Below are 14,357 nucleotides of genomic sequence, written 5' to 3' on the forward strand. Positions count from 1 at the left end.
TATCGATCGCGCGACCTCGCGCCGGGTCTAGCGCCCATGGCATCCTCGGGTGTATGCCTCTGATCGCATTGACCGGCGGGATCGCATCCGGCAAGAGCACGATCGCACGGCGACTGACGGAGCACGGTGCCGTCGTCGTCGATGCCGATGCGATCGTCCGAGACGTCCAGCGAGCGGGTTCGCCCGTCCTGGAGGCCATTCGCGCGGCGTTCGGGCCGGCAGTGATCACGGCGGCTGGCGAGCTCGACCGCGCCGCGCTGGCGTCCATCGTCTTCGCCGACTCGGAGGCGCGGACGACGCTGAACGAGATCGTGCACCCGGCGGTGCGCGCGGAATCGCAGCGTCGCTTCGACGAGGCGCTCGGGCAGGAGCGCAGGAGAGTCGTCGTGTACGACGTGCCGCTGCTCGTCGAGGCCCGCGTCGACGACCCGTGGGACGCGATCGTCGTCGCGCACGCGCCCGCCCCCGTGCGCCGCGAGCGGCTGCAGCACCTGCGGGGGATGACGGCCGAGGAGGCCGACCGCAGGATCGCGGCTCAGGTTCCGGATGACGAGCGCCTCGCGATCGCGGACGTCGTCATCGACACCGCGGGCGACCTCGACGAAACGCTCCGGCAGGTCGACGCCCTGTGGGACCGGCTGACGGCGGAGGCCACCGGCTAGCACGAGTGCACGCTCTGAGCGAAGACCGGGCCCGGTGTCGGTGGCCCCGCCTACGCTGGAATCATGCAGACCACGCGCTCAGTGAGGCCCTTCGAGGTCATCAGCGAATACGTCCCGAGCGGTGACCAGCCCCAGGCGATCGCCGAGCTCGCGGGCAGGATCAACGCGGGTGAGACGGACGTCGTGCTGCTGGGCGCCACCGGTACGGGGAAGTCCGCGACGACGGCGTGGCTCATCGAGCAGGTGCAACGGCCGACGCTCGTCATGGCGCACAACAAGACGCTCGCCGCGCAGCTGGCGAACGAGTTCCGCGATCTCATGCCGAACAACGCGGTCGAGTACTTCGTCAGCTACTACGACTACTACCAGCCCGAGGCCTACGTCCCGCAGACCGACACCTTCATCGAGAAGGACTCCTCGATCAACGCCGAAGTCGAGCGGTTGCGCCACTCGACCACCAACTCGCTGCTGAGCCGCCGCGACGTCGTCGTCGTCAGCACCGTCTCGTGCATCTACGGCCTCGGCGCGCCGGAGGAGTACCTGCGCGCCATGGTCGCGCTGCAGGTGGGGGAGCGTTACGACCGCGACGCCCTGATCCGCAAGTTCATCGCAATGCAGTACAACCGCAACGACGTGGACTTCTCGCGCGGCAACTTCCGGGTGCGGGGCGACACCATCGAGATCATCCCCGTGTACGAGGAATACGCGATCCGCATCGAACTCTTCGGCGACGAGATCGAAGCGCTCTACATGCTGCATCCTCTGACGGGCGACATCGTGCAGAAGATGGACAGCGTTCCGGTGTTCCCGGCCTCCCACTACGTCGCGGGCACCGATACGGTGCAGCGCGCCATCGGCACCATCGAGCACGAGCTGGCCGAGCGCCTGAAGGAGTTCGAGAGCCAGGGAAAGCTGCTCGAGGCGCAGCGACTGCGGATGCGGACGACGTTCGATCTCGAGATGTTGCAGCAGCTCGGGTTCTGCTCGGGCATCGAGAACTACTCGCGGCATCTCGACGGTCGTTCCCCCGGAGAGCCACCGCACACGCTGCTCGACTTCTTCCCCGACGACTTCCTTCTCGTGATCGACGAGTCGCACGTGACCGTTCCCCAGATCGGAGCGATGTACGAGGGGGATGCCTCCCGTAAGCGCACCCTCGTCGACCACGGTTTCCGTCTGCCGAGTGCGATGGACAACCGCCCGCTCCGCTTCGACGAGTTCAAGGAGCGCGTCGGGCAGACCGTCTACCTCTCCGCGACGCCGGGGCGCTACGAGATGGGCATCGCCGACGGCGTCGTCGAGCAGATCATCCGTCCGACGGGCCTCGTCGACCCCGAGATCATCATCAAGCCGTCGAAGGGTCAGATCGACGATCTGCTCGAGGAGATCCGACTCCGGGTGGAGCGCGACGAGCGGGTGCTCGTCACAACGCTCACGAAGAAGATGGCCGAGGAGCTGACCGACTTCCTCGGCGAGCACGGCGTGCGCGTGCGTTACCTGCACTCCGACGTCGACACGCTGCGGCGCGTCGAGCTCCTGACCGAGCTGCGCCAGGGTGCCTACGACGTCCTCGTCGGCATCAACCTGCTGCGCGAGGGACTCGACCTGCCGGAGGTGTCCCTCGTCGCGATCCTCGACGCCGACAAGGAGGGGTTCCTGCGCTCAGGAACCTCGCTGATCCAGACCATCGGACGTGCGGCACGAAACGTCTCGGGTCAGGTGCACATGTACGCCGACAAGATCACCGACTCGATGGCCGCGGCCATCGAGGAGACCGAGCGCCGACGTGAGAAGCAGATCGCCTACAACCTCGAGAACGGCATCGATCCGCAGCCGCTGCGCAAGAAGATCGCCGACATCACCGATGCGCTCGCTCGCGAGGCGTCCGATACCCGCGATCTGCTGAACGGCAAGGCGACTGCTCGCAACAAGTCGGGCAAGGGCAAGAGCCCGACACCGCAGCTGCGACGTGAGGGAATCGCCGCAGAAGGGGCTCAGCAGCTCGAGGCGACGATCGAAGACCTGTCGCAGCAGATGCTCGCCGCCGCAGCGGAACTCAAGTTCGAGCTGGCCGGGCGCCTCCGCGACGAGGTTCAGGATCTGAAGAAAGAACTGCGCGCGATGGAGCGCGCCGGGCACGCCTGACGCCTCGGCCGTGTCTGGGTCTCAGCGGGGGCAGTGCAGAAGCGGCTTCGGGCCGGTCCGGTCGACATCGTGCTCGGTCATGGGGTGGCCGCACAGCGGGCACGCGCGTCCGGTGCGCTCCGGTTCGGGTTCGGTGTCGTAGGGGCCGACCGACGCGGGGCCGGCCGCGCGGATGAGGCGCGAGTTGACGTAGGCGTACCAGCCGCCCGCCTCGCGGACGCGGGTGCGGAGGGGAGGGCGGTGGTCGTGGTCGGTCATGATCATCAGTGTACTAACGATTAGGACGTATAGGATGCGAGCGTGGACTCCGCCGACGACATGTTGAAGCTCGACAACCAGCTCTGCTTCGCGCTGGTCACCGCCGCCCGCAACGTCGTGGCCATCTATCGCCCGATCCTCGAGCCCCTCGGTCTGACCCATCCGCAGTACCTCGTCATGCTCGCCCTCTGGGAGGCGTCTCCGCAGGCGTTGGGTGAGCTCGCGGCCGACCTCGCGATGGAGCCGGCGACGCTGTCCCCGCTCGTCAAACGCCTCGAAGCCCAGGGGCTCGTCACGCGTGAGCGACGCAGAGGCGACGAGCGTGTGCTCGAGATCGGCCTCACCGCCGACGGCCGCGCGCTGCGGGCGGATGCCGTGCGCGTACCCGAACAGGTCATGGCGGCGGTCGGGATGACCGTCGACGACGTGACCGCTCTGCGGGACGGTCTCCGGCCCTTCGCGGGGCGGCGGGTCCCTCGAGAGCCCGCCTCTCTCCGTCGCGAGTGAGCCCAGGGCGAACCTCGGAGCCAGTGTCGGAGGCCCCACCTAGACTTGTGCGGTGCCCATCGTCCCCGTCGCTTCCTCATCGAAACTCAGCGTCCGCGGAGCCCGCGTCCACAACCTCAAGGACGTCGATCTCGACATTCCGCGCGACAGTCTCGTCGTCTTCACCGGCCTCTCCGGCTCGGGAAAGTCGAGCCTCGCCTTCGACACGATCTTCGCCGAGGGTCAGCGCCGCTACGTCGAGTCGCTGAGCGCCTACGCGCGCCAGTTCCTCGGTCAGGTCGACCGTCCCGACGTCGACTTCATCGAGGGCCTCAGCCCGGCGGTCTCGATCGATCAGAAGTCGACGAACCGCAACCCCCGGTCGACCGTCGGCACGATCACCGAGATCCACGACTACATGCGCCTGCTCTGGGCTCGCATCGGCGTTCCGCACTGCCCCGAGTGCGGTGAGCGGATCCAGCGTCAGACGGTCCAGCAGATCGCCGACCAGCTGATGGAGCTCCCCGAGCGCACCCGTTACCAGGTCGTGGCGCCCGTGGTGACGCAGAAGAAGGGCGAGTTCGTCGACCTCTTCAAGGAGCTGAGCGCGAAGGGCTACGCCCGCGCCGTCGTCGACGGCGACGTCGTCTCGCTCGCCGAGCCGCCGACGCTGAAGAAGAGCTACAAGCACGACATCGCGGTGGTGGTCGACCGGCTCGTGGCCGGCCCCGACCTGCTCGGACGCGTCACCGACTCCGTCGAGACCGCGCTCGCGTTGGCCGGAGGCGTCATCAAGATCAACTTCGTCGACGAAGAGGGCGACGCCGCGTGGCAGAGCTTCAGTGAGAAGCTCGCCTGCCCCAATGGGCACGCCCTGCAGCTCACCGAGATCGAGCCGCGCACGTTCTCGTTCAACGCACCCTTCGGTGCGTGCCCCACGTGCTCCGGTCTCGGCACCCGGATGTCGGTCGACCCGGAGCTCATGCTGGGCGACGAGGAGCTCTCCATCGCCGAGGGCGTCCTGCTGCCGTGGACGACGCAGGGCAAGGGGCTCTTCCAGTACTACGAGCGCCTCCTCGAGGGGCTCGCATCCGACCTGAAGTTCTCGCTCAAGACTCCGTGGCGCGACCTCCCCGGCGACGTGCAGGATGCGGTGCTCCGCGGAGAGAACTACAAGGTCACCGTCAAGTGGAAGAACCGCTACGGGCGCGAGATGCGTTACGCCTCCGGGTTCGAGGGCGTCATCCCGTACATCGAGCGTCAGTATCTTCAAGCCGAGACCGACACGCAGCGTCAGCGCTGGGCCGAGTACCTGCGCGAGGTCCCGTGCCCCGCATGCGACGGCGACCGGCTCAAGCCGGAGGTGCTCGCCGTCCTCGTCCACGAGCGCTCCATCGCCGACGTCGCTCGGCTGAGCCTCGCCGAGGCGCAGACGTACTTCAACCAGCTCGAGCTCACGGAGCGCGAGGCCAAGATCGCCGCGGCGGTGCTGCGTGAGATCCGCGCTCGCCTCGACTTCCTCATCGAGGTCGGGCTGAACTACCTGAGCCTGGGCCGCGCAGCCGGGTCGCTCTCGGGCGGCGAGGCGCAGCGCATCCGACTCGCGACGCAGATCGGTTCGGGCCTCACCGGGGTGCTCTACGTCCTCGATGAGCCGTCGATCGGACTCCACCAGCGCGACAACCGGCGATTGATCGACACCCTCGTCAAGCTCAAGAACCTCGGCAATACGCTCATCGTCGTCGAGCACGACGAAGAGACGATCGCCGCAGCCGACTGGGTGGTCGACATCGGCCCGCGCGCCGGTGTCGAGGGCGGCAACGTCGTGCACTCCGGCCCCTATGATGCTCTGCTCGCCGACGAGAACTCGATGACCGGCGACTACCTGTCGGGGCGGCGCTCGCTCGAGACGCCGACCAAGCGTCGCAAGATCGACAAGAAGCGGATGCTGACCGTCGTCGGCGCTCGTGCCAACAACCTGAAGAACGTCACGGCCGAGTTCCCGCTCGGCGTGCTGACCTCCGTCACGGGTGTGAGCGGCTCGGGCAAGTCCACGCTGGTCAACGGCATCCTCTACGAAGTGCTCGCGACTCGTCTGAACGGCGCGCGACGCGTCGCGGGCAAGCACACGCGTGTCACCGGACTCGACAACCTCGACAAGGTCGTCCACGTCGACCAGGCGCCGATCGGCCGGACACCGCGCTCGAACCCGGCCACCTATACGGGCGTCTTCGACCGCATCCGCACCCTGTTCAGCGAGACGCCCGAGGCGAAGGTGCGCGGGTACCTGCCCGGCCGTTTCTCGTTCAACGTCAAGGGGGGCCGCTGCGAGGCGTGCTCGGGCGACGGCACGCTGAAGATCGAGATGAACTTCCTGCCCGACGTCTACGTCGACTGCGAGGTGTGCCACGGCAAGCGCTACAACCGCGACACCCTGGCCGTGCATTACAAGGGCAAGAACATCGCCGAGGTCCTCGAGATGCCCATCTCGGAGGCGGCAGAGTTCTTCGAGCCGATCCAGGCGATCCACCGCTACCTGAAGACTCTCGTCGACGTCGGGCTCGGTTACGTCCGGCTCGGTCAGTCGGCCACGACGCTGTCGGGCGGGGAGGCGCAGCGTGTCAAGCTCGCGACGGAGCTCCAGCGCCGCTCGAACGGCCGAAGCATCTACGTGCTCGACGAGCCCACGACCGGTCTGCATTTCGAAGACGTCCGCAAGCTCCTCGAGGTCCTCAACGGCCTCGTCGACAAGGGCAACACCGTCATCACGATCGAGCACAACCTCGACGTGATCAAGGCCTCCGACTGGATCATCGACCTCGGTCCCGAAGGTGGAGCCGGCGGCGGCACGATCGTGGCGACCGGCACGCCCGAGCAGGTCGCGGGTGTTGCCGAGAGTCACACCGGCCAGTTCCTCGCCGAGATCCTGGGGGCCCCGGCGGCGCGCAAGGCGGGCTGACGTGGCGAACGTCCTTCCCTACCGGCCCAAAGCGGGCGAGATTCCGACCGATCCGGGCGTCTACCGCTTCCGCGACGCGGACGGGCGGGTGCTGTACGTCGGCAAGGCGAAGAACCTGCGGGCGCGCCTGTCGAACTACTTCGCGCCGCTGCACACGCTCCACGAGCGCACGCGGCGCATGGTCACGACAGCGGCATCCGTCGAGTGGACGGTGGTGGCGACCGACGTCGACTCGCTCCAGCTGGAGTACATGTGGATCAAGGAGTTCGATCCGCCGTTCAACGTCCGCTACCGCGACGACAAGTCCTATCCGTTCATGGCGATCACCCTCGCCGATGAAGCGCCCCGCGTGATCGTGACGCGCAACCGCCGGATCCCCGGCGCGAAGTACTTTGGCCCGTACCCCAAGGTCTGGGCGGTGCACGAGACCATCGACCTGATGATCAAGGTCTTCCCGATCCGCACCTGCAGCGATTCGTCGTACAAGAAGGCCATGGCGTCGGGGCGTCCGTGCTTCCCCGGTCAGATCGGCCGGTGCGGCGGTCCCTGCTCGATGAAGGTCACGATCGAAGAGCACCGCGCGATGGTCGACGATTTCGTCGCCTTCATGTCGGGCGGCGATCAGCGGTTCGCCCGCGAGCTCACGACGCGCATGCGCGAGTCGGCCGCCGCGATGGACTACGAGTCGGCCGCCGTTTACCGCGACAAGCTGCAGGCGATCGATGCCGTCCTGAACAAGAGCGCGCTCGTGCTCGAGGACGACATGGATGCCGACCTCTTCGGCATCGCCGAGGACGAGCTCGCCGCCGCCGTCCAGCACTTCGTCGTGCGTGGCGGCCGCATCCGCGGTGTCCGGGCGACGACCATCGAGAAGGAGATCGACATCTCGGGTGCCGATCTGGTCGATCAGGTGCTGCAGCGGACGTACGGGGATGCCGCTGCCGCCGACATCCCGCGCCATGTGTTCGTCCCGACCCTCCCGGGCGACGCCGGGGAGCTGGAGCAGTGGCTCCAGACGCGCCGCGGGAGGCGCGTGACGATCCAGGTCGCACAGCGCGGGCGGAAGGCCGACCTCATGAAGACCGCCAGCATCAATGCCCAGCAGGCGTTGATGCTCCACAAGACGCGTCGCACGAGCGACTACGTCGCCCGCAGCCAAGCGCTGACGGATCTGCAGGAAGCGCTGGGCCTGAACGAGGCTCCGCTGCGGATCGAGTGCTACGACGTGTCTCATCTGTCGGGCACGAACGTGGTCGCTTCGCTCGTGGTGTTCGAGGACGGCCTGCCGCGCAAGGATCAGTACCGGATCTTCGGCGTCAACGAGACCACCGACGACACCGACTCGATGTATCAGGTGCTCACGCGACGTCTCGCCTACCTCGACCGGCCCGACGAGGAGGACGAGCCGGTTCCCGACGCGACGGCCGACGGTGAGGTCGTCACGGCACGCAAGCGTCCGCGGTTCGCCTACCGTCCGCAGCTGCTCGTGGTCGACGGCGGCAAGCCTCAGGTCGAGGCCGCAGCCCGGGCGCTCGCAGACGCCGGGCACACGGAGATCGCGCTCTGCGGCATCGCCAAGCGGCTCGAGGAGATCTGGCTGCCGGGGGAGGAGTACCCGGTCATCCTGCCTCGTACCTCGGAATCGCTCTATCTGCTGCAGCGACTGCGTGACGAGGCGCATCGCTTCGCGATCGTCCACCAGCGCAAGCGGCGCAAACGCGACATCACCTCGGTGCTCTCCGAAGTCCCCGGCCTGGGAGCGGCCCGCATCAAGGCGCTGCTGCGCCATTTCGGGTCCGTGTCGAAGCTCAAGCAGGCCACCCCCGAGGAGATCCAGGAGCTGCCGGGAATCGGTCCCCGCCTCGCGGAGGCGATCCACCGGCACCTCGCGGACGGATAGGCTGGACACCGGCGAAAAGACAGGGGTGGTGACGGTGACCGACGAGGTTCCGGCGGGCGAGATTCTCATCGTCACGGGTATGTCCGGGGCCGGACGCACGACGGCCGCCAACGCCCTCGAAGACCTCGGCTGGTACGTCGTCGACAACCTTCCGCCGCAGATGCTGCGCCCGCTGCTGGAGCTCAGTGAGCTCGCGGGCAACGCGCTGCCGCGAGTCGCGGCGGTCGTCGACGTGCGCGGTGGCGAGCTGTTCGCGGCGCTGCCCGACATCACCCGCGCGCTGCGACACGGCCGCGCTCTGCGGATCCTGTTCCTGGATGCCGCCGACGAGGTGCTCGTGCGCCGGTTCGAGTCCGTGCGGCGGCCGCACCCGCTGCAGGGCGACGGCACACTCGTCGACGGCATCCGCCGCGAGCGCGAGCGACTCGCCCCCATTCGCGAGAGTGCGGACGTGATCGTCGACACCTCTCGCGACAACATCCACCAGCTCGCCACCTACATCGCCGATCTCTTCGCCGACGACGGCGCGGCGCGGCACACGGTCACCGTCATGAGCTTCGGGTTCAAGTACGGGCTGCCGCCGGACGCGGACCTCGTGGCCGACATGCGCTTCCTCCCGAACCCCTTCTGGAACCCCGAGCTCAAGGCACTCACCGGCGAGGACGACGCGGTGCGCGAGGAGGTGCTCTCGCACGATAATGCGCGCGAGTTCATCGACGCGTACGCTGCGGCCCTCGCCCCGGTTCTGCGCGGGTACCAGGAGGAGAACAAGCGTCATTCGGTGGTCGCCGTGGGGTGCACCGGCGGCAAGCACCGCTCCGTCGTGACAGCACGCGAACTCGCTCAGCGGTTGTCGGGCCTCCCGGGTGTGGCGGTGCGACTCAAGCACCGCGACCTCGGTCGCGAGTAGGCTATCCCTTCGTCCCCCGAACCCCCTCCCGAAGGAGCGCCGTGCCGCTGACCGCTGACGTCAAGACCGAGTTGGCTGCGATGCGCGACCCTCGACCCGCCGCCCGGGTGGCCGAGGTGACCGCGATCCTGCGCTTTGCGGGCGGTCTGCACTCCATCGCGGGCCGTGTGGCCGTCGAGGCCGAGGTCGACTCGGAGATTCTGGCGCGCCGCGTCGCCCGCGAGCTCGTCGAGATCTACGGTGTGCGCCCCGAGCTCGCCCGCATCCAGGCATCCGGCGGACGCGACGGCGCGACGTTCGCCGTTCGTGTCCGCGAGGGCGGGGAGACCCTGGCTCGCCAGACGGGCCTGCTCGACCAGCGTCGACGTCCCGTCCGCGGCCTTCCCAACCGGCTGACGACGGGATCGCGTCCCGATCTGGCCGCGCTGTGGCGCGGAGCGTTCCTCGCGGCCGGCTCGCTGTCGGACCCCGGGCGTTCGGCGGCTCTCGAGATCTCGTGCCCGTCGCCGGAAGCCGCCATGGCCCTCGTCGGCGCCGCCCACCGTCTGGGCATCGCCGCCAAGGCACGCGAGGTGCGCGGGATCCCGCGCGTCGTCGTCCGCGACGGCGAGGCGATTCGTCAGACGCTGGCCGAGATGGGCGCCACGCGCACGGCCGACACCTGGGATCAGATGCGTCAGCGCCGCGAGGTGCGCGCCGGCGTGAACCGTCTCGTGAACTTCGACGATGCGAACCTGCGTCGTTCGGCCCAGGCGGCCGTCGCAGCCTGTGCCCGGGTCGAGCGCGCTCTCGAGATCCTGGGGGACGAGGTGCCCGACCACCTCAAGCAGGCCGGAGACCTGCGCCTCGCGCACCGGGACGCGAGCCTCGACGAGCTCGGGCACCACGCCGATCCGCCCCTCACCAAAGACGCCGTCGCGGGCCGCATCCGCCGCCTTCTCGCGATGGCCGACAAGAAGGCCGCCGCCGAGGGTCTGCCCGACACCGAGTCGGCCGTCCCCGCGGGTCTTTCCGACTGAGCGACCTCTTCCGCGTTACACCGCGTTCCGAACGGGAAGCAACGGGGTGTGCGACGCGTTGCCCCTCAATAGGATGAGAAACGTCCACGAGGCGTGCGGTCGCGCGCCTTCGACAGCACGAGCCGCGCGCTGCGCGGTGCTGACAGGAGATAGAGAATGACGAAGTACACCCTTCCCGAGCTCCCCTATGATTACGCGGCTCTCGAGCCGCACATCAGCGGCAAGATCATGGAGCTTCATCACTCCAAGCACCACCAGACGTACGTGAACGGCGCCAACACCGCTCTCGAGCAGCTCGCGGAGGCCCGTGAGACCGGCAACCTCGCGAACGTCAACAAGCTCGAGAAGGACCTCGCGTTCAACCTCGGCGGGCACGTCAACCACTCCATCTTCTGGACGAACCTCTCGCCCGAGGGCGGTGGCGAGCCCGAGGGCGAGCTCCGTGCGGCGATCGACGAGTTCTTCGGGGGCTTCGACAAGTTCCAGGCGCACTTCACGGCTGCCGCCACCGGCATCCAGGGCTCCGGCTGGGCCGTGCTCAGCTGGGACCCGATCGGCGCCCAGCTGATCATCCAGCAGCTGTTCGACCAGCAGTCGAACACCGCCCAGGGAACCATCCCCATCTTCCAGCTCGACATGTGGGAGCACGCCTTCTACCTCGACTACCTCAACGTCAAGGCGGACTACGTCAAGGCGGCGTGGAACATCGCGAACTGGCAGAACGTCGCCGAGCGCTTTGTGACGGCTCGGGAGAAGACGGCCGGCCTGCTCGCGTAGTAGGGTCATAAACAGGTGAGGATGCCGGGCTCCTCCCGGCAACGGGAGCCGAACCCGGCATCCTCTTCTTTTTCATCAGATCGCGTTTCGGTCAGCCAGCACGGGCTTTTCCGGCGCGACAAGAAACGGGAGACATCGTGTCTGTCAAGATCGGCATCAACGGCTTCGGCCGCATCGGACGCAACTACCTCCGCGCCGCCCTCGCTCAGGGCGCGGACCTCGAGATCGTGGCGGTGAACGACCTCACCGACAACAAGACTCTCGCCCACCTGCTCAAGTACGACTCGATCCTGGGTCGCCTGGACGCCGAGGTCACGTACTCGGAGGACTCGATCACGGTCGGCGGCAAGACCATCAAGGTCTTCGAAGAGCGCGACCCCGCCAACCTGCCCTGGGGTGAGCTGGGCGTCGACATCGTCATCGAGTCGACGGGTCGCTTCACGAACGCCGAGGACGCCAAGAAGCACATCGCGGGCGGCGCCAAGAAGGTTCTGATCTCGGCTCCCGCGAAGGGCGAGGACGGCACGTTCGTCATCGGCGCCAACGAGGACCTGTACGACCCCGAGAACCACAACGTCATCTCGAACGCGTCGTGCACCACCAACTGCCTCGCGCCGCTGGCGAAGGTTCTCAACGACGAATTCGGCATCGTCAAGGGCCTCATGACGACGGTCCACGCGTACACCGCCGACCAGAACCTGCAGGACGGCCCGCACAGCGACCTCCGCCGCGCACGCGCCGCCGCCCTGAACATCGTCCCCACCTCGACGGGTGCGGCCAAGGCCATCGGCCTCGTCCTCCCCGAGCTCAAGGGCAAGCTCGACGGCTTCGCCCTGCGCGTGCCCGTTCCCACCGGTTCGGCCACCGACCTCACGGTCGAGCTCGAGCGCGAGGTCACGGTCGACGAGATCAAGGCCGCATACAAGGCTGCTGCCGAGGGACCGCTCAAGGGCATCCTGAAGTACACCGAGGACGAGATCGTCTCGAGCGACATCGTCACCGACGCCCACTCCTGCATCTTCGACGCAGGCCTGACCCGCGTCATCGGCAACCAGGTCAAGGTCGTCGGCTGGTACGACAACGAGTGGGGCTACTCCAACCGCCTCGTCGACCTCACCGAGCTCGTCGCCAGCAAGCTCTGACGACCATGGCTCTGCGAACCCTCGATTCGCTGGGCCCGCTCGCAGGCAAGCGCGTCATCGTCCGTGTTGACTTCAACGTCCCCCTGAAGGACGGAGTCATCACGGACGATGGCCGTGTGCGTGCGGCGCTGCCCACCATCGACCACCTCATCGGCCAGGGCGCGCGCGTCATCGCCTGCTCGCACCTCGGTCGTCCCGACGGTTCCCCCGACCCGAAGTACTCGCTCGAGCCCGTCGCGCAGCGGCTGTCCGAGCTGCTCGGCAAGCCCGTCGCCTTCGCCGGCGACACCGTGGGCGAGTCGGCGCAGCAGGTCGTGTCGTCCCTCGGCGACGGCGACGTGGCGGTGATCGAGAACCTCCGCTTCAACGCAGGGGAGACCGCGAAGGACGAGACCCAGCGTCGCGCCTTCGCCGAGCAGCTCGCCGCCCTCGGCGACGTGCTCGTCTCGGACGGCTTCGGTGTCGTGCACCGCAAGCAGGCGTCGGTCTACGATCTCGCAGAGATCCTGCCCTCGGCGGCCGGGTTCCTCATCGAGAAGGAGGTCGACGTCCTCGACCGCCTCACTGAGAACCCGGAGCGTCCGTACGCGGTGGTGCTCGGCGGTTCGAAGGTGAGCGACAAGCTGGGTGTCATCGAGCACCTGCTTCCGCGCGCCGACAAGATCCTCGTCGGCGGCGGGATGCTGTTCACGTTCCTCGCTGCGCTCGGGCACAAGGTCGGCAAGAGCCTGCTCGAGAGCGACCAGCTCGAAACCGTGAAGGGCTACATCGCCACGGCGAAGGAGCGCGGCGTCGAGCTCGTTCTCCCCGTCGACGCCGTCATGGCCTCCGGTTTCGCCGCCGACGCCGACCACGTCGTCGCCGCGGCCGATGCTCTGGAGGACACCGCCTTCGGTGCCGACGGCATGGGCCTGGACATCGGCCCGAAGACGGCGGAGCTTTTCGCAGACGCGATCCGCAGCTCCCGTACCGTCTTCTGGAACGGGCCCATGGGCGTGTTCGAGATGCCGGCGTTCGCCGCGGGCACCCGCGCTGTCGCCCAGGCGCTCACCGAAGTCGACGGCCTGTCGGTCGTCGGCGGCGGAGACTCCGCGGCGGCGGTGCGCCAGCTCGGATTCTCCGACTCGTCGTTCGGCCACATTTCGACCGGTGGCGGTGCGTCGCTGGAGTTCCTGGAGGGCAAGAAGCTGCCCGGTCTGGAGGTGCTCGGATGGGCATGAACCGTATGCCCCTCATCGCGGGCAACTGGAAGATGAATCTCGACCACCTGCAGGCGGTCGCGTTCGTGCAGAAGCTCCACTGGACGCTGAAGGACGCCAAGCACGACGACGACTCGGTCGAGGTGGCGGTCTTCCCGCCCTTCACCGATCTGCGGACGGTGCAGACGCTGCTCGACGCCGACAAGATCGCGTTCGCGCTCGGCGCTCAGGACCTCTCGACGAAGGACTCCGGTGCGTACACCGGTGAGATCTCGGGAGCGTTCCTCAAGCAGCTCGACTGCCGGTATGTGATCATCGGTCACTCCGAGCGTCGCGAGTACCACGCCGAGACCGATGAGGTCGTCGCGGCGAAGGTCCAGGCGGCACTCCGTCACGGCCTCTCGCCGGTCATCTGCGTGGGGGAGACGGCGGAAGACCTCGAGAAGCACGGCGCTTCGGCTGTTCCGGTGGCGCAGCTCGAAGCGGCCCTCGCGGGCGTGGCGGCGGATGCCGACATCGTGGTCGCCTACGAGCCGGTGTGGGCCATCGGCTCGGGGCAGGCGGCGACGCCGCAGCAGGCGCAGGACGTATGCGCGAAGCTGCGTGAGGTCGTCGGCTCCGTGCTCGGGGCTGACGCGGCGGCACGCACCCGCATCCTGTACGGCGGTTCGGTGAAGTCGGCGAACATCGCCGGATTCATGCGCGAGCCCGATGTCGACGGCGCCCTCGTCGGCGGCGCGAGCCTGGTCGCGGACGAGTTCGCCGCGATCATCCGCTACCAGAAGCACGTCGGCGTGTGACGTCGTACGGCCCGGCGACCTACCGGTCGCCGGGCCGTACGCGTATCCGCGCGGCTGCTGGATATACTTGATCCTCGTGCGATCGGAACGATCGCCGGAA

12 protein-coding genes are annotated in these 14,357 nt (G+C 67.9%); 11 read left to right on the forward strand and 1 reads right to left on the reverse strand.

What is annotated here, in order from left to right; genetic code table 11:
• Positions 1-53: 53 nt before the first annotated feature.
• Both coaE and uvrB read left to right on the forward strand, forming a co-directional pair.
• Positions 54-662: a dephospho-CoA kinase gene (gene coaE, locus C1N74_RS06020; RefSeq protein ID WP_137750173.1), complete on the forward strand. Its 609-nt coding sequence runs from the start codon at positions 54-56 to the stop codon at positions 660-662.
• 63 nt (positions 663-725) lie between these two features.
• Positions 726-2,807: an excinuclease ABC subunit UvrB gene (gene uvrB / locus C1N74_RS06025; RefSeq protein ID WP_023951483.1), complete on the forward strand. Its 2,082-nt coding sequence runs from the start codon at positions 726-728 to the stop codon at positions 2,805-2,807.
• A gap of 21 nt (positions 2,808-2,828) precedes the next feature.
• Here the strand turns inward: uvrB and C1N74_RS06030 are convergent, their stop codons facing one another.
• Positions 2,829-3,065, reverse strand: coding sequence for a hypothetical protein (locus tag C1N74_RS06030; RefSeq protein ID WP_370576207.1), 237 nt, complete (start codon positions 3,063-3,065; stop codon positions 2,829-2,831).
• Positions 3,066-3,125: 60 nt separating this feature from the next.
• Between C1N74_RS06030 and C1N74_RS06035 the strand changes: the two genes are divergently transcribed.
• From C1N74_RS06035 to tpiA, 9 genes are all read left to right on the forward strand, one after another.
• The gene (locus C1N74_RS06035) at positions 3,126-3,572 is read left to right on the forward strand and encodes a MarR family winged helix-turn-helix transcriptional regulator (protein ID WP_036304948.1); all 447 of its coding nucleotides are present in this window, start codon (positions 3,126-3,128) and stop codon (positions 3,570-3,572) included.
• 52 nt (positions 3,573-3,624) lie between these two features.
• The gene (gene uvrA, locus C1N74_RS06040) at positions 3,625-6,510 is read left to right on the forward strand and encodes an excinuclease ABC subunit UvrA (protein WP_023951480.1); all 2,886 of its coding nucleotides are present in this window, start codon (positions 3,625-3,627) and stop codon (positions 6,508-6,510) included.
• A gap of 1 nt (position 6,511) precedes the next feature.
• Positions 6,512-8,410, forward strand: a complete 1,899-nt coding sequence (uvrC, locus tag C1N74_RS06045; RefSeq protein WP_137750174.1) for an excinuclease ABC subunit UvrC — start codon at positions 6,512-6,514, stop codon at positions 8,408-8,410.
• Positions 8,411-8,444: 34 nt separating this feature from the next.
• A complete protein-coding gene (rapZ, locus tag C1N74_RS06050; RefSeq protein WP_036304946.1) occupies positions 8,445-9,320 on the forward strand; it encodes an RNase adapter RapZ in 876 nt (291 codons plus the stop codon).
• A gap of 41 nt (positions 9,321-9,361) precedes the next feature.
• Positions 9,362-10,339 carry a DNA-binding protein WhiA gene (whiA, locus tag C1N74_RS06055; protein WP_023951475.1) on the forward strand — a complete coding sequence of 326 codons (978 nt, stop codon included), beginning with the start codon at positions 9,362-9,364 and terminating at the stop codon, positions 10,337-10,339.
• A gap of 156 nt (positions 10,340-10,495) precedes the next feature.
• Positions 10,496-11,116 carry a superoxide dismutase gene (locus C1N74_RS06060; RefSeq protein WP_023951473.1) on the forward strand — a complete coding sequence of 207 codons (621 nt, stop codon included), beginning with the start codon at positions 10,496-10,498 and terminating at the stop codon, positions 11,114-11,116.
• 137 nt (positions 11,117-11,253) lie between these two features.
• Positions 11,254-12,258, forward strand: coding sequence for a type I glyceraldehyde-3-phosphate dehydrogenase (gap, locus tag C1N74_RS06065; protein ID WP_137750175.1), 1,005 nt, complete (start codon positions 11,254-11,256; stop codon positions 12,256-12,258).
• A 5-nt stretch (positions 12,259-12,263) separates the two neighbouring features.
• Entirely contained in the window at positions 12,264-13,478 is a 1,215-nt protein-coding gene (locus tag C1N74_RS06070; RefSeq protein WP_137750176.1) for a phosphoglycerate kinase, read from the forward strand.
• Positions 13,469-14,257, forward strand: coding sequence for a triose-phosphate isomerase (tpiA, locus tag C1N74_RS06075; protein WP_064956827.1), 789 nt, complete (start codon positions 13,469-13,471; stop codon positions 14,255-14,257). The genes C1N74_RS06070 and tpiA overlap by 10 nt, the downstream gene beginning before the upstream one ends.
• Positions 14,258-14,357: the final 100 nt, after the last annotated feature.

It is taken from the genome of Microbacterium sp. SGAir0570, assembly GCF_005491085.2.
GTDB classification, from domain to species: domain Bacteria; phylum Actinomycetota; class Actinomycetes; order Actinomycetales; family Microbacteriaceae; genus Microbacterium; species Microbacterium arborescens.

Excerpts from the sequence above, each read along its gene's own strand:
- coaE (WP_137750173.1), top strand. The coding sequence starts at position 54 with ATGCCTCTGATCGCATTGACCGGCGGGATCGCATCCGGCAAGAGCACG.
- C1N74_RS06070 (WP_137750176.1), top strand. The coding sequence starts at position 12,264 with ATGGCTCTGCGAACCCTCGATTCGCTGGGCCCGCTCGCAGGCAAGCGC.
- C1N74_RS06035 (WP_036304948.1), top strand. The coding sequence starts at position 3,126 with ATGTTGAAGCTCGACAACCAGCTCTGCTTCGCGCTGGTCACCGCCGCC.
- uvrB (WP_023951483.1), top strand. The coding sequence starts at position 726 with ATGCAGACCACGCGCTCAGTGAGGCCCTTCGAGGTCATCAGCGAATAC.
- C1N74_RS06060 (WP_023951473.1), top strand. The coding sequence starts at position 10,496 with ATGACGAAGTACACCCTTCCCGAGCTCCCCTATGATTACGCGGCTCTC.
- tpiA (WP_064956827.1), top strand. The coding sequence starts at position 13,469 with ATGGGCATGAACCGTATGCCCCTCATCGCGGGCAACTGGAAGATGAAT.
- C1N74_RS06030 (WP_370576207.1), bottom strand. The coding sequence starts at position 3,065 with ATGACCGACCACGACCACCGCCCTCCCCTCCGCACCCGCGTCCGCGAG.